Origin of the sequence: Limnobacter sp. (assembly GCF_036405155.1) — a bacterium.
Classification (GTDB): Bacteria; Pseudomonadota; Gammaproteobacteria; order Burkholderiales; family Burkholderiaceae_B; genus Limnobacter.
In genome coordinates this window covers 272,544-293,749 of the sequence record NZ_DASWYD010000007.1, presented here as the reverse complement: position 1 = coordinate 293,749, position 21,206 = coordinate 272,544, and the positions used below count along the sequence as shown (strand labels likewise).

21 protein-coding genes are annotated in these 21,206 nt (G+C 57.7%); 7 read left to right on the top strand and 14 right to left on the bottom strand.

The genetic code is table 11. The features are described 5' to 3' along the window. Positions 1–35: 35 nt before the first annotated feature. Positions 36–866 (bottom strand): phosphonate ABC transporter ATP-binding protein, encoded by an 831-nt coding sequence (locus VGE55_RS12010; RefSeq protein ID WP_331131921.1) that lies wholly within the window; start codon positions 864–866, stop codon positions 36–38. After that, positions 863–1,732: a putative selenate ABC transporter substrate-binding protein gene (locus VGE55_RS12005; RefSeq protein WP_331131920.1), complete on the bottom strand. Its 870-nt coding sequence runs from the start codon at positions 1,730–1,732 to the stop codon at positions 863–865. The genes VGE55_RS12010 and VGE55_RS12005 overlap by 4 nt, the downstream gene beginning before the upstream one ends. 109 nt (positions 1,733–1,841) lie before the next feature. Between VGE55_RS12005 and egtD the strand changes: the two genes are divergently transcribed. Next, complete coding sequence (gene egtD / locus VGE55_RS12000) at positions 1,842–2,813, top strand: L-histidine N(alpha)-methyltransferase (protein ID WP_331131919.1); 972 nt, start codon at positions 1,842–1,844, stop codon at positions 2,811–2,813. 4 nt (positions 2,814–2,817) lie between these two features. On the opposite strand, the gene VGE55_RS11995 is transcribed toward egtD, so the two are convergent. Beyond that, complete coding sequence (locus VGE55_RS11995) at positions 2,818–4,008, bottom strand: methyltransferase (RefSeq protein ID WP_331131918.1); 1,191 nt, start codon at positions 4,006–4,008, stop codon at positions 2,818–2,820. Positions 4,009–4,025: 17 nt separating this feature from the next. Further along, positions 4,026–5,270 carry a selenoneine synthase SenA gene (gene senA / locus VGE55_RS11990; RefSeq protein WP_331131917.1) on the bottom strand — a complete coding sequence of 415 codons (1,245 nt, stop codon included), beginning with the start codon at positions 5,268–5,270 and terminating at the stop codon, positions 4,026–4,028. Between senA and senB the strand changes: the two genes are divergently transcribed. The 4 genes from senB (at position 5,269) to VGE55_RS11970 (ending at position 11,260) form a co-directional block, all read left to right on the top strand. After that, positions 5,269–6,297, top strand: coding sequence for a selenoneine biosynthesis selenosugar synthase SenB (gene senB / locus VGE55_RS11985; RefSeq protein ID WP_331131916.1), 1,029 nt, complete (start codon positions 5,269–5,271; stop codon positions 6,295–6,297). The genes senA and senB overlap by 2 nt on opposite strands. Beyond that, positions 6,284–8,578, top strand: coding sequence for a selenide, water dikinase SelD (gene selD, locus VGE55_RS11980; protein WP_331131915.1), 2,295 nt, complete (start codon positions 6,284–6,286; stop codon positions 8,576–8,578). The genes senB and selD overlap by 14 nt, the downstream gene beginning before the upstream one ends. Positions 8,579–8,582: 4 nt before the next feature. Continuing rightward, the gene (locus tag VGE55_RS11975) at positions 8,583–9,203 is read left to right on the top strand and encodes a TVP38/TMEM64 family protein (RefSeq protein ID WP_331131914.1); all 621 of its coding nucleotides are present in this window, start codon (positions 8,583–8,585) and stop codon (positions 9,201–9,203) included. 65 nt (positions 9,204–9,268) lie between these two features. Next, the gene (locus VGE55_RS11970) at positions 9,269–11,260 is read left to right on the top strand and encodes a methyl-accepting chemotaxis protein (RefSeq protein WP_331131913.1); all 1,992 of its coding nucleotides are present in this window, start codon (positions 9,269–9,271) and stop codon (positions 11,258–11,260) included. Between the two features lie 7 nt (positions 11,261–11,267). Here VGE55_RS11970 and VGE55_RS11965 read toward each other — a convergent pair whose 3' ends face one another. The 8 genes from VGE55_RS11965 to VGE55_RS11930 all read right to left on the bottom strand — a co-directional run bounded on the left by VGE55_RS11965 (position 11,268) and on the right by VGE55_RS11930 (position 17,922). Next, entirely contained in the window at positions 11,268–11,627 is a 360-nt protein-coding gene (locus VGE55_RS11965) for an FKBP-type peptidyl-prolyl cis-trans isomerase (protein WP_331131912.1), read from the bottom strand. 84 nt (positions 11,628–11,711) lie between these two features. Further along, on the bottom strand, positions 11,712–12,155 hold the full coding sequence (cynS, locus tag VGE55_RS11960; RefSeq protein WP_331131911.1) for a cyanase: 444 nt from the start codon (positions 12,153–12,155) through the stop codon (positions 11,712–11,714). Beyond that, a complete protein-coding gene (locus tag VGE55_RS11955) occupies positions 12,152–13,081 on the bottom strand; it encodes an ABC transporter ATP-binding protein (RefSeq protein ID WP_331131910.1) in 930 nt (309 codons plus the stop codon). Before VGE55_RS11955 ends, cynS begins: the two co-directional genes overlap by 4 nt. Before the next feature lie 5 nt (positions 13,082–13,086). Next, positions 13,087–13,935 (bottom strand): nitrate ABC transporter permease, encoded by an 849-nt coding sequence (ntrB, locus tag VGE55_RS11950; protein WP_331131909.1) that lies wholly within the window; start codon positions 13,933–13,935, stop codon positions 13,087–13,089. A 4-nt stretch (positions 13,936–13,939) separates the two neighbouring features. Further along, positions 13,940–15,295 (bottom strand): CmpA/NrtA family ABC transporter substrate-binding protein, encoded by a 1,356-nt coding sequence (locus VGE55_RS11945; RefSeq protein WP_331131908.1) that lies wholly within the window; start codon positions 15,293–15,295, stop codon positions 13,940–13,942. Between the two features lie 21 nt (positions 15,296–15,316). Then, a complete protein-coding gene (locus VGE55_RS11940; RefSeq protein ID WP_331131907.1) occupies positions 15,317–15,997 on the bottom strand; it encodes a DJ-1/PfpI family protein in 681 nt (226 codons plus the stop codon). A gap of 126 nt (positions 15,998–16,123) precedes the next feature. Then, a complete protein-coding gene (locus tag VGE55_RS11935) occupies positions 16,124–16,753 on the bottom strand; it encodes a response regulator transcription factor (protein WP_331131906.1) in 630 nt (209 codons plus the stop codon). Beyond that, positions 16,750–17,922 (bottom strand): PAS domain-containing sensor histidine kinase, encoded by a 1,173-nt coding sequence (locus VGE55_RS11930; protein ID WP_331131905.1) that lies wholly within the window; start codon positions 17,920–17,922, stop codon positions 16,750–16,752. The genes VGE55_RS11935 and VGE55_RS11930 overlap by 4 nt, the downstream gene beginning before the upstream one ends. 230 nt (positions 17,923–18,152) lie before the next feature. On the opposite strand from VGE55_RS11930, the gene VGE55_RS11925 reads away from it, so the two are divergent. Continuing rightward, positions 18,153–18,665, top strand: a complete 513-nt coding sequence (locus tag VGE55_RS11925) for a hypothetical protein (protein ID WP_331131904.1) — start codon at positions 18,153–18,155, stop codon at positions 18,663–18,665. Between the two features lie 117 nt (positions 18,666–18,782). Here VGE55_RS11925 and VGE55_RS11920 read toward each other — a convergent pair whose 3' ends face one another. Both VGE55_RS11920 and VGE55_RS11915 read right to left on the bottom strand, forming a co-directional pair. Continuing rightward, the gene (locus VGE55_RS11920) at positions 18,783–19,499 is read right to left on the bottom strand and encodes an NAD(P)H-dependent oxidoreductase (RefSeq protein ID WP_331131903.1); all 717 of its coding nucleotides are present in this window, start codon (positions 19,497–19,499) and stop codon (positions 18,783–18,785) included. Positions 19,500–19,667: 168 nt separating this feature from the next. Next, positions 19,668–20,318, bottom strand: a complete 651-nt coding sequence (locus VGE55_RS11915) for a response regulator transcription factor (RefSeq protein ID WP_331131902.1) — start codon at positions 20,316–20,318, stop codon at positions 19,668–19,670. Between the two features lie 164 nt (positions 20,319–20,482). Between VGE55_RS11915 and VGE55_RS11910 the strand changes: the two genes are divergently transcribed. Further along, positions 20,483–21,148, top strand: a complete 666-nt coding sequence (locus VGE55_RS11910) for a TetR/AcrR family transcriptional regulator (RefSeq protein WP_331131901.1) — start codon at positions 20,483–20,485, stop codon at positions 21,146–21,148. Positions 21,149–21,206 lie beyond the last annotated feature (58 nt).

The window sequence follows — 21,206 nt, the reverse complement described above, 5'->3', positions numbered from 1 at the left end:
GGGGCGATTCAAGGGTACTGCTCACGGTCCTCTCCTCAGCGGCAGTGCATGGGCACTGGGGCTGGCTTGGCATCGGGTGCCACAAACTCGGGCGCGGGGCCGGTCAGTTCATCCAGGTGCTGGGCATACAGGTCGGTCAATACAGCCGGGGTTACCTCGGCTGCCGGCAAGTCAAACACCAAACGACCATCGCGCAGGCCCAATACCCGCGGAAAATGTTTCAGGGCCATGTCCACTTGGTGCAGGGTGCACACCAAGGTGGCTTGGCTGTCTTGCGCAAACCCGGTGAGTGTTTGCATGGCCTGCTCGGCCCGCACGGGGTCGAGTGCACTCAAGGGCTCGTCCACCAGCAACAGGCTGGCGCCCGACACCAACCCACGGGCAAGCCCAACGCGCTGACGCTCGCCACCCGACAAGCGGTCCACACGGTCAAACAGCTTTTCGGACAGATCAAATTCAGCCAAAGCCTGTTGGGCCAGGCCTGCATCACGGGGGTAAAACAGGCTGCGCAGGCTTTGCCACAAACCCATGTGCGGCACACGCCCAGCCAGCACCGCCGTAACCACACGCTGGCGCGGTGGCAGTGGGGGCACTTGCGGGGCCAAAAACAAGGACTGCCGCAGGCGCTTGAGCTGAGCCTTGGACACCTGCCAGGGGTTTTGTCCGCCCAACTGCACCGTGCCCGCCTGGGGCTTGAGCGCACAGGCCAACAAATGCAACAGCGTGGTTTTGCCAGCACCGGAAGGGCCGATGACAGCCACCTGCTCACCGGCTGCAATATTCAACGACACCCCCTGCAAAGCCAGGGGGCTTTGGTCGCTGGCCGCCGGGTGACGGCCAGCGCATTGCTGCATCACCACATTCACTTCAGCAGACCTGCAGCGCGAGCGGCTTTCTCAATGCCGGCATAGTTTTCAGCTTTGGTGGGAATGAACTTGGAGGCACGCTGCAGTTCCAGAATTTCCTTGCCCTCGGGTGTGCTCTTGTCCAATGACAGGAATGCATCGACCAACTTCTTGCGAACCTCGGGCGACACACTGCTGTTCACGGTCCAGTTGTAGTCGTAGTACTCGGGTGTTGTGTAGATGACGCGCACCTTGTTGGTGTCGACCTTTTTTTCTTCCACAAATTTTTGCCAGACAGAAATATTCAATGCGCCCGCGTCGACTTTGCCGGCCGCAACCGCAGCAATGGTGGCGTCATGCGCACCACTGAAAGACACACGTTTGAAATCCTTGTCCGGGTCCAGCTTGCTGACCTCTTGCAGGAAGTAACGGGGCATGAGGTGACCCGATGTGCTGGAAGCGGAGCCGAAGGACACGGTCTTGCCCTTCAGGTCAGCCAGGGTTTTGATGTCCGGGTCGGTGGTGATGAACACCGATTTGAATTTTTCATCTTCCGCGCGCTGCACCAGGGGAATGACCTGGCCATTGGAACGCACTTTGGCTTGCACAAAAGTAAAGCCACCAAACCAGGCCATGTCGATTTGCTTGTTGGCAATGGCCTCCACAGAGGCGGCGTAATCCGTGACCGGGGTGTATTCCACCTTCATGCCCAGCTTCTCGGAGAGGTACTTCATCAAGGGTGCTGCTTTGCGGGCCAGCTCGGTGGGCGACTCATCAGGAATGGCTGTCACACGGAACACTTGCTCGGCATGACTTAAACCGGCCAATCCGATCATGGCGCAGGTCATCAATACTTTGAATGTGCGGGAGGGTGAAAAACTGATCATGAATTGCTCCTTGATTGAGTAGGCCTGCAACAACACCGGCCAACCGAGTATAGAACCGATTTTGCGGCACAATGAATGCACTTTGTAACTGCAATAAGTATTTTTTACCATGACACACATGCCCCGGTTCATCCAGCTCCACCACAGCAATGCCGAGCAAATTCAGACCGAATTGCTGGAAGGCTTGGCTACACCGCAGGCGCACATTTCACCCAAATACCTTTACGATGAGTTGGGCTCCAAACTGTTTGAAGCCATCACCTGCATTCCGGAGTATTACCCCACACGCGTGGAGGCCAGCATCTTCAAGGCCCAAGCCAAGGCGCTGGCTGACTTGGTGCCCAAGGGAGCCAGTCTGATCGACCTGGGCGCAGGCAATTGTCAAAAAGCCGCCAACCTGTTCAATGTGTTTCAACCAGCCCGGTATGTGGCGGTGGACATTTCCGTGGCGTTTTTAAAGGGGGCGCTGGAATGCCTGCAGCGCCAATTCCCCGACATGGACATGGCCGGTGTGGGCATGGACTTCTCAACGCAATTGCAATTGCCCAGCGAACTGGGCTTAAGCCCCGGTGACGCCCGCGTGTTGTTTTACCCGGGCTCCAGCATTGGCAACTTCACGCCCAGTGAAGCCCTGGCGTTTTTGAAACAGGTGCATGCGTGTTGTGCTGTCAACAAGCACGGTGGCCTGCTGATTGGTGTAGACCTGGTGAAAGACCCACGGGTGTTGCAGGCGGCGTATGACGATGCGCTGGGTGTGACCGCCGCCTTCAATCGCAACTTGCTGTTGCACCTGAACACACTCATTGGTAGCGATTTCAAGGTGGCCGACTGGGCGCATGTGGGCTTGTACAACACCGACCAAAGCCGCATTGAAATGCATCTGGAGGCGGTGCGTGAGGTCACCGTGACATGGCCACAGGGCAGTCGCCGGTTCAAGGCTGGGGAACGCATACACACCGAAAACTCGTACAAGTGGACCCTGAACGGTTTCAGCCAGTTGCTGCAAGATGCTGGCTTTCAACAAGCCACCCTGCTCACCGACCCACAACAGCAGTTTGCCGTGTGCTGGGCGCCTGTGTAGGCGTTTACAGCGCCTCAGGTTCCGAGACAGGCTCCAATACATACAACGAGGTGACTTCCTGCTTGCGCGCCTGGTGCAACGGGTCGGACGGGTCGAGCGACTTGCTGTGCACTGGTCGTGTGTGTGACACATGCACCACCCGCAAATCTGCTTGAGCAATCCATTGTTGCAGTTCGCCGGGTTTTCGCAGGCCCAAATGCTCGGCCAGGTCCGACATCAACAACCAAGCCCGACCACCCGGTTTCAGGTGGGTCTTCACGCCATTCAAATACCCTTTCAGCATGGCGCTGTTGTCGTCATAAATGGCACGCTCAATCGCAGCCACCGGTTTGGCGGGCAACCACGGTGGGTTGCACACCAGCAAGTCGGCCTGCCCGGGTGGAAACAGGTCGGCTTGCACCACACTCACCTGTTGTTGAACACCCAGTTGCTGCACATTGAAAGCAGCGCACTCCAAGGCACGCGTGTCCAGCTCAGTCGCCAAAATGCGTGGCACACCCCGACGGGCCAGCAACGCTGCGATCACCGCAGTGCCGGTGCCAATGTCAAAGGCCAACGCATCGGGCCGAACGAACGGCTTTACATCGGCCTTGGCCAGCAGGTCGAGGTATTCGCCCCGCACCGGAGAGTACACGCCATAAAACGGAAACACCCGGTTGTTGGGTGCTGCACCCAGCGCAGCAATTTCAACCCCTTTTTTGCGCCATTCAAACGCGCCAATCAAGCCCAACAACTCGCGCAATGAGATACAAGCCAAACCCTGCCATTGCAGGGTGCCCCAGGCAGCCTGAAGGGCTTCATGCACATCGGGCGCTCGCCGCAAGGGGACCGAAAAGTCGGCATTCAAAGGGACCAGAATCGAATTGAGGACTCGGGCGCGTTGGGCCTGGCTTTGGCGGTGCAAATGAAAGGCGTGGGCGGGCGTCACTTCCGGCTTGGCCTTCTTGGAGCCCTTGCGCTTGTCCACCCGACGGGCCAGTGCCGACATCAACTGCTTGGCGTTTTGAAAGTCGCCCCGGTACAGCAGCACAGCGCCCTGCATGATGTCGCGATAAGCCATGTCGGCCGTGACGGTGTCATCGGCCAGCAACACCTGCTTGGGCGGCGACACCAGCCGTTCGGTCATCCACTGGGTGGTGTAATGGTCGGCCCCCTCGTTCCAAGTCAATGTGTGTCGGTGCAAATCAATGGCCATCGTGGCGGGGTCCTTGTTCAACGGGCTGCGCAGGTTCTAAACCCGGCAAAAATATCGGTTCGATCGGGCGTAAAAAAGTTGCGGTACTTGGGGTGTCGCATGGTTGCGGCCGTGGCCCTGCATGCCCCTTTCAACACGGTTCGGGTTCCAAACCAGGGTTCGGAATAATCTGCATACGGGTGGGCCACAAACCCGGGCCAGGGTTCAAAGGGGGAGGCAGTCCACTCCCACACCTCGCCCCACTGCAGGCCTGGTGTGGTGCATGCAGCGTATTCCCACTGCGCCTCAGAAGGCAATTGACGGCCTGCCCATGCGCAATACGCCAAGGCATCGTTCAAGCCCACATGGACCACTGCTGTGTCCAGGCTCACCGAGCGAGCTTGACCGCAGACTTGTTCGGTCAGCAATCCACCTCGCCACTCAAAACGCGCGGGCAATGCGTGGCCCGTTTCATCCACAAACGCCAGGTACTGCCCCCAGCTTACCGGGTGTGCATCCAGTTCAAACGCTTGCAAGGCCACCGTGTGCGGCTGCAATTCATTGTCAAACGCAAAACCATGGCCTTGCCAGCCCAGTGTCCATTCACCAGCGGGTACTTGCAGCGGTGCCAGCGTCGGCCCATCCAACAGCCATGGTGAAGGCTGCGCGTGGGTCGGCTGTAGCGGAATATCAAGTTGGCGGGCCATGTACACGGCTGCCTCGTTGTGCATTTGCTCGTGAAACAACACCAGCCTGAAAAAATAGAGCACAGCGTCCTGCTCGACAGGGCTCAAGCCCTGCGCCCGAATCAAGGCTTCCACCCGAGCCAACTCCTGCAAGGTGAGTTGCAGCGTGTCGAACAAGTAATCCTGAATGGCGGGCAAGCCGTCGAGCGCCAGTTGCCAGCGGGTGGCATGGGGTACCTGGCTGCTGTTGAACTGGGCATCGGCCTGCTCCAGCAGACTGGCTTTGCGCGCATGCGCCGGGTTGCAGTGTATGCCTTTCAACAACTCGACATTGCGGGCAATCCACCATTCCTGAAACCAGGCAATGTGACCAGCCTCCCACAGCGGCGGGTTCAAACCGCTGTGCTGCGGAACACCCAAACCCTCGCCCAGTGCCTTGGCATAATCATGCAGCAGGCCCAGGGTGCGCACCCGGGTTTCAACCAAGCGCAGCGCCAGGTCGGCGGGCCCTGCGCAGCGGGCATCGTGTGCCGCTTGCCAACGCGGGCTCGTGTACACTGGCGGTGCTGTATCTGGACTTGAATTGGGTGTGTGCATGACCGTGGCCAATAAAACTTCTGTGGTGATTGTAAGCCCAGCGCTGGCCGATTCGAACAATGGCAACTGGCAAACAGCGCGCCGCTGGCAAAAGCTGCTGCAACGCCACTGCAAGGTGCGCATTGTCAAACAGTGGCCCGACCACCCCAATGCCCCCCACGAAGACCAGTGGATGCTGGCTTTGCACGCACGCCGATCGGCTGATTCGATTGCCGCCTGGGCAAAGCACCGGCACAGCATGGCCAATGCGCCCGGCCTGGTGGTGGCGTTAACCGGCACCGACCTGTACAAGGATTTGCCCGACAACGCCGAGGCACAGCAATCCCTGACCCTGGCCAACCAATTGATTGTGTTGCAGGACGAAGCCCTGAACACTGTGCCGGCTGAGCACCGCAGCAAAACCCGGGTGGTGTTTCAGTCCACCCCCAGCCGTGCACCCGTGCGAAAAACCCATCGACACCTCGCCGCCATTGCCGTGGGCCATTTGCGGGCCGAGAAATTGCCGGACACCCTGATGCAGGCAGCCATTGAACTGGCCGATGAGCCGGACATTCACCTGATACACCTGGGTGCAGCACTTGAAAGCCAGTACGAAAAAATGGCACAGGAGGCCATGGCTGCGAACCCCCAATATCGCTGGTTGGGTGCCTTGCCCCATGAAGCGACCCGCAAGCGCATCCAACGTGCCCACTTGTTGGTACACATGAGCAAGATGGAGGGCGGTGCGCACGTGGTGATGGAGGCAGTCACCAGCGGCACACCGGTGCTGGCCTCGCGCATGGAAGGCAATGTGGGCATGCTGGGTCGGGATTATGCCGGTTACTTTGAGATGGGCAATGCGGCACAATTGGCCCGCCTGCTGCGGCAAGCCAAAGCCGATGTGGCCGCTGGCTGCCCAGCCGGCAGCCTGATGCACACCCTGCAGCAACAATGCGCGAAAAGGGCCCACCTGTTTACGGCCAGCGCTGAACAAACAGCGCTGTTAAACCTGATTGAACTGGAGCAAACAACGAATGCGAAGCACTGAACAACCCGTATTGCGAGACATCGTGCTGATTGGCGGCGGCCACAGCCATGTCGGGGTGCTGCGCATGTTTGGCATGAAACCCTGGCCCGGTGTTCGGCTCACCTTGATCTGCACCGATGTACACACGCCCTACTCGGGCATGCTGCCGGGCTACATTGCCGGCCACTATAGCTATGACGATGTACACATCGACCTGGGCCGACTGTGTGCGTTTGCCGGTGCACGCCTGGTGGTGGATGAGGTGGTGGGGCTGGATCGCCAACGCAAAAAAGTACTCTGCAAAAACCGCCCTGCGATTGCTTACGATGCGCTGTCCATCAACATTGGCTCAACACCCCAAACCTTGACCGTGCCGGGCGCAGCCGAATGGGCGGTGCCGGTAAAACCGATTGCGCAATTCAACCAGAAGTGGATGGCTTTGCTGGAACGTGTCAAAGCGCATTCAGGCACCCACACAATTGCCGTGGTGGGTGGTGGCGCCGGCGGCGTTGAACTAACCCTGGCCATGCAACACCGCCTGCGGGCAGAATTGAAAACCTTGGGCCACAACCCGGCCGATTTGAAACTCCACCTGTTCACCGCCAGCCCCTGCATTTTGCCCACCCACAATGCCACGGTGCGCGCCAAGTTCGAGACTGTGTTGCGCCAACGGGGCGTGACGCTGCACTGCAACGCGGAAGTGACTGCCCTGCAAGCCGACGGCGCGCGAAAAACGCTGCAAACCGACACAGGCGTTGAATTGTCTGTGGATGAAGTGATGTGGGTCACACAGGCGGGGGGCGCAAGCTGGCTGAAAACCACGGGGCTTGAATTAACCGAGCAGGGCTTTATTCGGGTTGGCCCCACACTGCAAACCCTGAACGACCCGGATATTTTTGCAGCGGGCGACATTGCCCATTTCGAGGCCAACCCACTGGAAAAGGCCGGTGTGTTTGCCGTGCGCATGGGCAAACCCCTGGTCAACAATTTGCAAAACTGGGTGGAAGGTGCGCGGTTGGACGATTACCGACCCCAACGCACCTGGTTGGCGTTGATCAGCACGGGCGACCGTTTTGCGGTGGCCTCCAAAGGCGCCATCGGATTTTGGGGTGCCTGGGTGTGGCGCTGGAAAGACTGGATTGATCGCCGCTTCATGGCGAAATTCAGCGACTTCCCGGACATGTCGGCGGAAAAACCTGCCGAGACCAGCCAACCGCAAGTGGCCCTGAGCCAGGAAGAATCGTTGCAGGCCATTTCCGCCATTGCCATGCGCTGCGGGGGCTGCGGTGCCAAAGTGGGCAGCACCGTGCTCAGCCGTGCGCTGGGCGCCCTGCAGCCTGTCGAACGGGCCGATGTGCTGGTGGGGCTGCATGCCCCCGACGACGCGGCCATTGTGAAAGTGCCGCCCGGCAAGGCGATGGTGCACACGGTGGACTTTTTCCGCGCTTTTGTAGACGACCCGTATGTGTTTGGGCGCATTGCCGCCAACCATGCCCTGGGCGACATTTTCGCCATGGGTGGCGAGGCGCAGTCCGCCACGGCCGTGGTGACCGTACCGCCAGGGCTGGAAGCCAAGGTCGAAGAACTGCTGTTCCAGATGATGTCCGGTGCGGTCGATGTGCTCAACGACGCAGGCTGCGCCTTGGTGGGTGGCCACACGGGCGAAGGCAAGGAACTGGCCCTGGGTTTTGCCATCAACGGCTTGGTGGACGAAAACCTGGAAGGCGTGATGATCAAAGGCGGCATGAAACCGGGCGATGCGATTGTGCTGACCAAGCCGATTGGCACAGGCACCCTGTTTGCCGCCCTGCCCCAACTGAAAACCAAAGGCCGGTGGATTGAGTCAGCCTTGCAGTCCATGATGGTGTCCAATCGCTTGGGTGCCCAGTGCCTGCGCAAGCATGGTTCAAAGGCCTGTACAGACCTGACTGGTTTTGGGCTGCTGGGCCATTTGGTGGAAATGACCAAACCCTCGGAAGTGGACGCAGAATTGTTTCTTGACCAGTTGCCACTGCTGGACGGAGCGCTGGAAACAGTCAAGGCGGGCATTGTAAGTTCACTGCAACCCGCCAACGTTCGCCTGCGCCGGGCCATTCGCAATCAGGCCGACCATGTGGACGACCCACGCTACCCCTTGTTGTTCGACCCTCAAACTGCAGGTGGCCTGTTGGCCACGGTTCCTGCGGACCAGGTGGACGCGTGTGTGGCCGAGTTGAAAACCTTGGGCTACGTTCACACGCGCATCATCGGCCGGGTACTGGCCCCCAGTGATGCGCTGGAACCCATTGTGCTGAAAGGTTGATCCGATGGTGAGCACAGGTGAGCTGCTGCAGTGGGCGCAATGGCTGAGCCTGTGGTTTGAAACCCACCCCTGGCAGGTTGCGCTGGCGTACACCACAGTGTTTACCGCCATCACTGCACTGTGTCTGCCGGGTGCTGCAGTGCTGATGGTGCTGGGCAGCGTTTGCATGGGCTCCAGCCTGTGTTTTGGTTTGTCACTGGGTGCCTCGACACTGGGTGCATGGCTCACGTTTCTGGCCTGCCGGCACTGGTTGAAACCAGCGCTTGCACAGCGCCATGCCGACCGGCTCAAACGCTTTTCAGCAGTCGTGCAGCGGCACGAGTCGGCCATGCTGCTCAGCTTGCGACTGGCCCCCGCCATCCCATTTGTACTGTTCAATGTGCTCTGTGGCTTGGGCACCACCCGGTCCAGCACTTTTTTGTGGACCAGCCTGTTGGGCATGGCACCGGGCACATGGCTCTATGTAAAAGCGGGCCATGAATTGGGTCAACTCACCACCTGGCGCGACGCACTGGACCCTGCGCTGGTGCTCACGCTGCTGGCCCTGGCAGCCATTCCGTGGATGGGGGTGTGGCTCAATAAACGGCTCCAACTGACCCGCACGGGTGGACCCCCAACTGTTTGATGGGGTGAACGGAATAAATCGGCAACACTTCAAGCGGTGTTTCGTTCATCGACCGGAGTGTATCCATGCCCTTCTCGCTGCCCAAGGCCATCCACAACTGGCGCCTGCAATCCAAGTTTTTGCTCATTGCCGCACCCTGCGCACTGGCGGTGGCCACACTGTTTGGTCTGTTGATCAACGAGCAAATGAAGTTGGTGAACACCACGCAGGATGAACTGGAGGGCGTTGCACTCATACCCAAATGGTATGCCCTGCAAAACAGCCTGCAAGACCACCGCGAAAGCCTGCAATTGAACGCCCTAGGCACGGGCACGGCCAAGGTGCCGGTGAATACCGCTGCACAGGTGGATGCGTCGCTGCAAGCGTTGACCAGCGCAGTACCGAAGGACTGGGTGGACACCCCACACAAGCTCAAGGCCCTGGCTCAACAATGGGAAGGAATCAAAGCGGCATCGGGCAGGCAGTCTGTCGAGACGATGAGCACCTTGCTGAGCGATGAAGTCGGCTTGATCCGCTGGTCAGCCGATGACAGCACCATGACATTCGACCCCGAGGTGGCCACCTATTACCTCATCAGCGCCCTGAACTTTGACCTGCCCCAACTGCATGAGCAAGTGGACTTGGTCCGGAACCGGATGGTCAACTTGATTGGGCGGGGCGAGGCGGATGATGTGCTGGCTGGCGACATTGGTGCTCGCATGTTGATGATTCGCCAATTGGGTTCGAACGTGATTTTGTCATTACAAAAAGTGGAGGCTGCCGGCGTTCCCTTGGACGGCAAACTTCGAGAGTTGGTGAAAATCTATCCGGTACAACAGGCAGCCTTGGACGACATGGCCCACACCGTTAACCAGGCCTTGGGCAACAGCTCGGTGGCCGCCATTCAACAACAAACCAAGCCGATTGAAGACCTGCTCGATGAGCTGGCCAAACACAGCGGGGATCTGCTTGCAAAGGCCCTCAATGATCGGATTGCACGCCTGGAACGCGACATTGCCGTGGAATTGGGGCTGGCCCTGTTGATTTGCACTGCCGCCGTTGGCATGGCCTGGCTGGTATTCCGGAAAGTGAATCAGGATGTGGCCTGCGTGCTGACCCAAAGCGAACAGCTTTCCCGCTTCAGCTTGGGCCCCTGTGCGGTGCTGGTGCAAAAAGACGAATTGGGCACCATCTCGGCTGCGGTGGAGTCGGTCCGCCAATCCCAGGCCAAGGCCATCGCCGACATTGCCGCACTCACAGCCCAGTTGAACAGCAATACACACACGCTGGAAAACACGACGACACAGATTCATCAAAACGCAGCAGACCAGGCCGATTCCTCGGCCACGGTGGCCAGTTCGATTGAAGAGCTGAGCGTGTCGGTGAGCCAGGTGGCTGAGCATGCTGAAACCGCCAAAAACCTGGCCAACCAGACCGGGGAATCCTCCCTTCAAGGACTGGGTACGGTGGGCGCTACACGCCATGCCATGCAAGGCATTGGTGAATCCACCAGCCAGCTGGCCCGCGACATGGACCTGCTGGGTGAACGTTCCAACAGCATTTCCACCATCGTACAAACCATTCATGACATCGCCGAGCAAACCAACCTGCTGGCACTGAATGCTGCCATCGAGGCGGCCCGTGCAGGCGAACAGGGACGGGGCTTTGCAGTGGTGGCTGACGAAGTGCGCAAGCTGTCAGAGCGCACAGCACAAGCCACGCAGGACATTTCAGGCCTGGTGCAGGACATTCAAACCGACACCCTGGCAGCCGTCAGCAAGGTGAAAGGCTGGAACGACCAAATCGCCGATGGCATGGCCAAATCAGACCAGGCCGAGCAGGCCATGCAAGGCATCAGTGCGCAGTCTGCACAGGCCCGGGAGTCGGTGAATGAAATTCATGAGGCACTGGCCGAACAGACTGTGGCCTCGCAAACCATTGCCCGTCAAATCGAACGCATTGCGCAAGGCACCGAAGAGGCGCAGACTGCCGTGGCCGCGCTGAAGCAGGTGGCCACGGAAGTGAACGGACTATCGACCCAGTTGAACGCATTGGTGGGTCGGTACAGTCTGGATTGAGGGCCGTTCAGCGAATGTCGAACAACTCCACATCGAACAGCAGGTCGGTGTTGGGGGGAATGGGACCTGCTCCCCGTGCACCATACGCGGTGGCGGCGGGGCAGAACAGTGTTACACGGTCGCCCACCACCATTTCGCACAGGCCTTGGGTCCAGGCCGGAATCACCTGATTCAGGCGAAATGAAATTTTCTCGTTGCGGCGAATGGAACTGTCAAAGACGCGGCCATCCAGAAAGGTGCCCTCATAGTGCACTTCCACCATGGAGGTGGGTGTTGGCTTTTGCGTGCCGGTGCCGCGCTGTTTGAAGGTCAGCTTGACGCCAGACGGCAGAACCAGTTCATCGGGGGTGTTGGGGGTGTCGCTCATGGCAGGCTCCAATAGGGGTACTTCGCGGACTGCGAAACCCCTATTGTATCGGGCACGGCGGCCCGATCTCGCCTTAGTGGTGTTTCAGTAGGTTTTGTACGGCAGGAACTTGCCGCTCATCACGATGCTGACCCGGTCGCCCTGTGGGTTGGGCTCGCGCTGCAGGTCCATCTTGAAGTCAATCGCGCTCATGATGCCGTCGCCAAACTCTTCATGGATCAGCTCCTTGAAGGTGGTGCCGTACACGCTCACCAATTCATAGAAACGGTAAATCAGCGGGTCGGTGGGCACGGATGTGGGCAGGCTGCCTTTGTACGGTGTGATTTGCAACAGCTCGACCGCATCTTCAGGCAGATTCAAATACGTGCCAATTTTTTTCGCCTGGTCTTCGGTCAGCGTCATTTGGCCCAGCAATGCGGCGGTGGTCCACTCCTTGGACTGGCCGACCACCTCGGCACAGCTTTTCCAGGACGCTTTCTTTTTGCGCTTGGCGGTCAAAATCAGTTGGGTTACATCGTCGCGGTTCATGGTGCACTCCTTTGCAAAACATGGATATGGGCGGGGCTTGCCTCAGGTTTGAGCGCGGTCAAACCGGGGCGTACCACCGGGGGTTGCTGGTGACGTGCCTGCACATCACCGACTGGAACGGGCAAAGATGGGCTGGCGCGGTTCACCAGAAAATCCACCAGGTGATTTCGAATGACGTAGTACTGTGGATCGTGGTGAACAGAGGCCCGGGTCCGGTTGCGCGGCAGGGTGATTTCCACAATTTCAGCAATGCGTGCACGCGGCCCGTGGCTCATCAGCAGCACCTTGTCCGCCAGCAAAATCGCCTCGTCCACGTCGTGCGTGATCATGAACACGGTTTGACGGGTGGCCTGCACAATCTGCAACAGTTCATCTTGAATGGTGCCGCGCGTCAGCGCGTCCAGCGCACCAAAGGGTTCGTCCAGCAGCAGCATTTGCGGTTCAATGGCAAAGGCCCGGGCAATACCCACCCGCTGCTTCATGCCACCCGACAATTCATGCGGCTTTTTGTGGGCGGCTTTGCCCAGGCCCACCATGTCGAGATAGCGCATGGCATGCTCGGTGACTTCCTCGGGCTTTTTCTTGGGCCAGCGCGAGCGCACGCCAAACTCCACATTCTTCAATGCGCTCAACCACGGCAGCAGTGCATGGCTTTGAAACACCACACCGCGCTCCAGCGACGGGCCCACCACCTGTTTGCCATTCATGATGGTGTAGCCTTCCGAGGCCTCATCCAGCCCAGCCAAAATGTTCAGGATGGTGCTTTTGCCGCAGCCCGAGTGCCCGATGATGCACACAAACTCGCCTTGGTGAATATCGAAATTCACATGCTCAAACACTGGGGGTACGGCTGGGTTGCCCGGTTGGTAGGTTTTGCTCAAACCCTCCACTTGCAGGAAAGGGTTGAGGTCGTGATGAACGGTCATGGCGATTACTCCCGATAAGCCACAGCACGCGCCAGGCGGGCCAGCAGGTTGTCCAGCAACATGCCGATCAAACCAATGAACAGAATGGCACTCACAATGTTGGCAATCGATAGGTTGTTCCACTCGTTCCACACGAAGTAGCCAATGCCGGTACCGCCCACCAGCATTTCAGCGGCCACAATCACCAACCAGGCAATGCCAATGGAAATGCGCATGCCGGTCATGATGGTGGGTGCAGCAGCCGGCAGAATGACGGTGAAGGCCGTGCGCAGGGCACCAATTTCCAGGGTACGCGCAACGTTCAACCAATCACGCCGCACACTGGCCACACCAAAGGCGGTGTTGACCAACATGGGCCAAATGGAACACACGAAAATCACAAAAATGGCCGAGGTGCTGCTGTCCTTGATGGTGTACAAGGCCAGGGGCATCCAGGCCAATGGGCTGACCGGTTTCAGGATTTGAATGAAGGGGTCCAGTGCCTTGTACAACAAGGGCGACATGCCAATCACAAACCCCAAGGGAATGGCCAGCAATGCGGCCAGGCTGTAGCCCGCCAATACACGCGCAATCGAATACGCCAACTGAATGCCGATGCCTTTGTCGTTGGTGCCTTTGTCATAGAACGGGTCGCTGAGGTGCTCGTATAACTTTGCACCCACATCCCACGGCGTGGGCAGCGGTGTTTTGCTGCCGCTGGCCGCTGCATTGCCCACCAGTGCAGCGTACTCCGCATCCACCGACACAGCCTTGCTTTCTGGCCGTGTGGCCAGCGCCCACACGCCAATGAGTACGGCCAACAGCAACGCGCTCAAGGCCCAGGATGCCCAACGGGATTGTTTAAAGCCACGCATGCTGTCACCCCTTCAAGCGTGAAATCGCGAAGCTTTCGGCATAGGCCTGCGGCTTTTTCGGATCAAACACCTTGCCCATCACGGTGATGGGTTTGTCGGTGCTGGCAGGCACTGGCAATCCCGCTTCCTTCATGAGGCGGGTGGCATCGGTGGCCAAAAACACCTGCTTGGCCACTTGCGCGTAATCCACCTCACCCTTGATCTGTCCCCAGCGCTTCATCTGGCTCAAAATCCACAGCGCAAAACTTTGGTAGGGGAATGGATCGAAGTCGATTCGGCTGGGGTCTTTCTTGATGTTGCCCAATCCATCGGCATAGGTGCCGGTCAACACCTGTTCCACCACCGTCAGCGGTTGGTTCAAATAGTTGGTTGGGGCAATGGCCGCCGCAATCTCTTTTCTGTTTTCCGGTTTGCGGGCATAGGCTGTGGCTTCCAGAATCGCCTTCAACAAAGCCTTGTACGAGTTGGGTGCCGAGGTCACAAACTCCTTGCTGGCTGCAAAGGCGCAGCAGGGGTGCCCGTTCCAGATTTCCTTGGACAGAATGTGAATGAAACCCACACCGTCGTACACGGCACGCTGGTTGACGGGGTCAGGCGCCAAAAAGCCGTCGATGTTGTCGGCGCGCATATTGGCCACCATTTCGGGCGGTGGCACAGCGCGAATCTGTACATCACGGTCGGGGTCGAGCCCGTGTTCGGCCAGGTAGTAGCGCAACAGGTAGTTGTGCATGGAATAGTCAAACGGCACTGCAAACTTGAAACCCTTCCAGTCCTTCGGGTCGCGCTTGTCCTTGTGCTTCATCGACAAAGTGATGGCCTGCCCGTTGATATTTTCAATGGCGGGAATGGTGTAGGGAATGGGATTGGAACCCACACCCAAGGTAATCGCCAACGGCATGGGGCTCAGCATGTGCGCCGCATCGTATTCCTTGGCCAGTGTTTTGTCGCGTATCACCGCCCAGCCAGCGGTTTTCACCACCTCCACATCCAACCCTTGCTTGGCGTAAAAGCCCATGGGCTGCCCCATGATGATGGGCGTTGCACAGGTGATGGGAATGAAACCCACCTTCAGCTTCTGCTTTTCCAGCGCACCTGCCGGTGCAGCAAACGCTTCTTTGGCCGCACCCAAGGGGAAGAAGCTGGACAGTGCCGCCATGGCCGTGCCTGCACCCACCACCCGCAGAAAATTGCGGCGCAATTGATCATCCGGAAACACGGCCTGCATCACGGCTGACTCCACTGCGCGGTCGTGCATAGCCGCCAGGGCCACATCGTGTTCAGCCTGTGAGGCATGCTGGCCACAGGCGCAACCTGCGCCCAGCCGGGTGTAGTGGTCGAAGGGGTCTTTAAACAATGACATGTCAAACTCCTGGGTCAAACATCACGCGCTGGCCTGCAGGGCTGCAGGCCGGTAGTAATCCACATCGTGGCGATACTGCTCATAGGCTTTGCCGTACTCCATCACCCGCGCCACATCAGTGATAAATGGTTCGTCATACCCCGCACGGCGCAGCAGGTGGAAACCCAACTCCATGCCGCTGGCAATCCCACCGCCCGTCACCAATCGGCCTGCATCCACCACACGGGCACGGCTGACTCGGCAGGCCGGTGCGATCTCGGCCAATCGGTCGATGGGTGTTTTGCCCAAATGGGATGCCTCCAATCGGTCAGGCTCTTTGCGATTGGTGGCGGGCAAGCCATCGAGCAAACCCATGCGGGCATAAATCCAGGAGCCTGTGCACACGCTGGTCAACAAACAGTCCTGCGGCAACGCATGGATGTAGCGGTGCAAATTGCGGTTGTGCATTTCTTGCCGGGTGCCAAAACCACCGGGGATCAAGAATGCGTGCAGGTCAGGTTGATCATTGAAACTGTAGTTGGGCAACACCGTGAGGCCTGCCTGGGTTTGCACCGGGCGCATGCTTTCTGAAATCAGGAATACGTCCAGCTCTGGGTCAAACCGGCGGGCGACCGAAAACACGCTGTAGGGAGCCGCGTAATCCATCACCTCTGCATCCTTGAACACGTAAATGCCCAAGCGAAAGCCTTGTGCCCTGGCCATGCTTTGCCACCTGTTTCCGAATCGTTTGTGTTGGATTCAGTGTGAGGACAAGCGGCGATGACGGGTATCGCGTTGTGTGTGATTGTGGTGTAGTGCTGGCCCTACATGAGCGTCAAACATGGGCGTTCAATCCAGACCGTGTTGCTTGGTGTAATTCACCAACTCCACCAGGTTCTTGAGCTGAAGCTTGTCAAACACCCGGGCCCGATAGGTCGACACCGTGTTGGAAGACAGACAAAGACTGTGCGCAATGTGCTGCACCGTCTCGCCCTGGGACAACATGCGCAACACCTGCATTTCCCGGTTCGACAGCAGCGCATGGGGCGGCTGGTCGGCGGGTTGTCGCAGGGTGTGCGCCAACAACCCCGCGGCTAGCGGGGTGAGATACACCTGCCCCTGCGCGGCCAGGCTCACGGCCTGACCCAGCTCCTGCGGCGAGCAGCCTTTGTTCAAATAGGCGTTGGCACCGCTGCGAATGGCACGGGTGGCAAACTGGCTTTCGGGATACACCGACAACACGATCACACCCAGTTTTGGAAACTCGCTGCGAATGCTGCGCAGCACATCAAACCCATCCCGCTCACCCAGGGCCACGTCCAGCAGCACCACATCGGTGCATTGCTCGCGCAGCAACCGGAGCGCCTCCACGCCATCGGCCGCCTCCATGCAAACATGGGCGGCATCCAGCTCCCGAAGAATCTGGATCAGTCCTTTTCGGATGATGGTGTGGTCATCCACGATCAAGATGCGGCTCATGCGGTGTCCCCGGAAGTGGAGGATTGCATCGCCATGACATTCGGCAGTGTGATGGCGATGCAGGTGCCCCCATCGGGCACATTGCCGATGAAACATTTCGCACCCAAGTCCCACGCCCGTTCCTCAATGCCCATCAAGCCAAACCCCTGCGCTGCGCTCTGTCGTGGCAAGCCACGACCATCATCCTGCACACGGATGACCAAGGCACGGTCCTCCCGCTGAACACTCACCTCGACCCGCCGGGCCTGCGCATGTTTGTGCACATTGGTCAGGGCTTCCTGAACAATCCGGTACACCGCAATTTCAGCATCGCGCCCCAAGCGAACCATTTCCAGATCGGGTTGTACATCCAGAATGGTTTGAATGCCTGAGCGTGTCATGAACTCACCCAACAAATGTTCAATGGCCGACCACAGCCCGAGGTGATCGAGCAAACCCGGCCGAAGATCCGACAAAATTCTCCGCAAGCTGTCCATGGCGCCCTCCGACAATTTCATCATGGCACCAATCCGCAGGGCCAGTTCAGGCACCTCACTCACCCGGTAAGCCAGGGCCTTGAGCTCCAGGTCGAACGCGGTGAGCTTGGCACCTAGGTCATCGTGCATTTCGCGCGCAATGCGGGCGCGCTCACGTTCCCGAGTGGTGTTCATGTGCGCAGACAAGCGGCGCAGCCGGTCATGCGCCTGCTGCAACTCGGCTGTGCGCTCCAGCACGCGGCGCTCCAGTTCAACCTGCACCGCGGCCCGCAGGTTTTGTGCTTCCATGCGGGCGCTGATGTCGTTGAACGTCACGACAGCGCCAACCACATCGGTGCCTTCGAAGATGGGGTAAGAGGCGTACTCGGCTGGAAAGCTGGTGCCGTCCCGACGCCAAAGCACTTCACTGTCCACACGACACCCTTCGTTTTGCTGAAAGGCTTTGAAAATCTGGCAATCGCACACGGGCATCAAATCCCGGTTTGCATAGGAATGGTGCATCAGGTAGTGCATGTTTCGTCCCAGCACTTCATCAGGCGTGTAACCGAGTAAGCTCGCACCCGCTTTGTTGATGAACACACAGCGCCCTTTCAAGTCGATGCCGTAAATACCCTCGCCTGTGGAGTCCAGCAGCAGCTCTAGCTGTCGACGCCACGCAGCATGGTGAGAGAGATTGGAAAGGTGTTTGAACATCGCAGTGCCTGTTGATGAAACCTGCACTCAAAAAAGCAAAAGCGATGCCTGAAATTTTTTTGATTTCGACGATGAAATCGCACAAGAATTGTGCGAAAAAAAAACCACAAAATTTTCTGAAAAAACAATCCAAACGGGTTGTTGTGAATCAATTGATGAAAAAAGCTTTTCAGAAAATAATTTTTGATGTAAACAGTAGTCACCACACCCTAATAGGAAGGTTATAAAACATGGATCAAAAGCCTGTAGACTCTGAAGCAACGAAGGCAGCCCCCGCTGCTGCAAAAAAACCCGCAGCAAAAAAACCTGCTGCTAAAAAACCCGCTGCTGCAAAACCTGCTGCAGCGAAAAAACCAGCCGCTGCCAAGAAGCCTGCAGCTGCGAAAAAACCAGCCGCCGCGAAAAAGCCTGCAGCAGCCAAGAAGCCAGCCGCCAAAAAAGCCGGTGTAGCTTCAGCAGCAGCCAAGGCACTGGGCGACGCCAAGGCCAAAGCCGCTGGCGCAAAAGCCAAAGCCACCAAGAAAGTGGCTGCCGCCAAGAAAACTGCAACCACCGCCAAAACCACTGCCAAGAAAACAGCCACCAAGGCCAAAGCTGCCGTGATGGGTGCTTCCGACCGCAAGAAGTTGTTGAGCGAAGTGCAGAAAGAGATTCGCGATCTCGAAAAGAAAGTGAAAGATCTCGTGAAGTCCGTCCAGAACGACGTGATCTCCAAGATCAAGAAACAACTCGGCTTGAAGTAATTCAGCCTGGAACAATAAAAAGATTGGGTGGCAAGGCCCTGCTTGCTGGGCCCGCTGTCCTCCAAAACTGCAGTAAACATCCAAACCCGCGCTTGCCGCGGGTTTTTGTTTTGAGGCTCACGCCGTGGGCTTGCCCGCAATCGGGTTCATCTGGGCATCAAAGTGGTCCAGGCTCGGCATGGGCAGGCTCACACGGTGATCCAACCCACGAATGCAGACGTCCAGATCGAGCATTGTTTGCTGTCGCGCCTCATCGCTGATGTAAGGAACATGGTACGCAGCAAAGGGCTCCAGTACCTCAAAACCTGCATAACCCAGGCTGCCCTGCAAAACGGGCTTCAACAGGTCGTTCAGTGGTCCATGCACTGAGCCTGGACCAAACATGTGCTCACGACCACCCAAGGTGAAGGTGAGCATGGCGCGCTTGCCACGCATCAAGCCACGGTCATAAAAATTGCGACCACCGTACACCACGCCGGACAGAAACACCCGGTCAATCCAGCCCTTGAGAATGGCTGGCAGAGAGAACCAATAAATCGGGAAATTCAGAATGAGCAGATCGGCTTGTTTGAGCAAGTCCAACTCGGCGGCAATGTCGTCGGACAGGGTACCGGTTTTTGTAGCGTGTCGCTGTTCAAGCGCATACACCAGGTAATCCCGGTTTGAGCGATCAGAAAAGTCACTGGCGCTGGCCACCGGGTTGAACGATTTGGCATACAGATCGGACACTGCCACCGTGTGACCCATGGATTCGAACAGGTGCACCATGCGATCTTTCATGGCCGTGCAAAACGATTGGGGTTCGGGGTGTGCGTGAACAATCAGAACATTCATGGGGCTTGGCTCATCAACAAAAGGTGATGGCTATGCTATCAAACCTGGTGGAAAGATATCCCCATTCGATGGGCACAAGTGCTTGGATAGCGTGTGGACAAGTGCTGCAAGCACCTCATTCCATGGTTGTTTCCAGGCACCGATTAAAGTTTAGGCAAGCGACTCACTTCAAGCGTTGTGGTGCACACCATCGTGCACCTGGTGCACTTGGGCATGTTTGTAAATCACCGTGGCTTCCATCCGGTTTTTCGCGTTCAGGCGTTCCAGAATGTCTTTCACATGCCCTTTCACGGTTTCCAGGCTGATGTTCAACGTCACCGCGATGTCCTTGTTGGTCAAGCCCGCACCAATCAACTCCAGCACCTGGGTTTGTTTGTGGGTGAGCTGCTTGGCTGGCAAAGAATGAACGGGCGCTGTGTACAAGCCGGCCTGGTCCAGTGCATGTCGCACATGTTCCATCAACTTGGGGAACGGTGTGAGTTTGGAAAACACTGAGAAACGCTGAGAATCCTGACGCTTCAATTGCGTCATCACCGGCGCATCGTTGGCGCTGATCAACACTGGAATGTTGGGAAACAGGGTGTCGAACAAACCGACGAACGACTCTGGCCGCACATCATTCAAATAGAAGTCGGTGATCACCAATGCTGGAAAATCACGAACAGCTGCCTGGGCTGCCTCTTTCAGATTGGAGAATTGCCGCGTGCGGACACCCGGGGCCAGGTCTTTGACCAAAGCCAACAAACCGAAACTCACAATCGGATGGTCATCGATGACAAACACCTGGGGCAGATCGATACGTTCATTCAAATGGCCCACGGCAACTCCCGCGCAAAAGCGATATTGGATGACTCCACTGTAAAAAGAATGGCCATCAGTCGGTCTGCCAAAAAGACCCCTCAAAAGGGTCCCAGATCGCTCATTTGATTCAAAATTCAGAATTTCATTGACACTTTGTCAACGCTTAAACTACCATCCACATCATGAGTTACATCACTGAACGACGCGAAGAAGAAAAGGAACGCCGCCGGGAGGAAATCCTGGACGCGGCCGAGGTTGTTTTTTCCGAAAAAGGCTTTGACACAGCCACCATGGACCAAGTGGCCCGACAAGCCCGGGTGTCGCGCGCCTTGGTGTACGTGTATTTCAAAGACAAGGATGCCCTGCATTTGGCCGTGTGTCTTCGGGGGCTTCAACTGCTGCGCGAATTATTCCAGCAGGCCCGTGAAAATGCCAAAACAGGGGCTGATCAGGTGCGGGCCATTGGCCGGGCTTACATGAATTTTTCCGAGCAGCACCCCACCTACTTTGCTGCGCTGTCGCGGTTTGAGGCCCAGGAACACGACTTTAACGCAGACGACCCGTGCTGCGAAACGCTGGAGATGATGCAGGCCGGCCAAAAGGTGCACGAACAAACCGTGCTCGCCCTGGCCCAAGGCATGGCCGATGGCAGTTTGCGCAGTGATTTGAAAAACCTCATCCAGATTTCCATCACCTTGTGGGGCTACACCCACGGCACTATCCAACTGGCGCAAACCAAGTTCAAGTTCATGGAGGCCATGGGCTTTTCCAAAGAACAATTCATGAGCGACGCACTGGAATTGACCATGCAAGCATTGTGCACACCCGGCACTGGAGGCCAGGCATGAACCCATCGACCCTTTCCGTCAAACGGCGACTTGCTCGCCTTTTTTTTAAGCCTTCGTT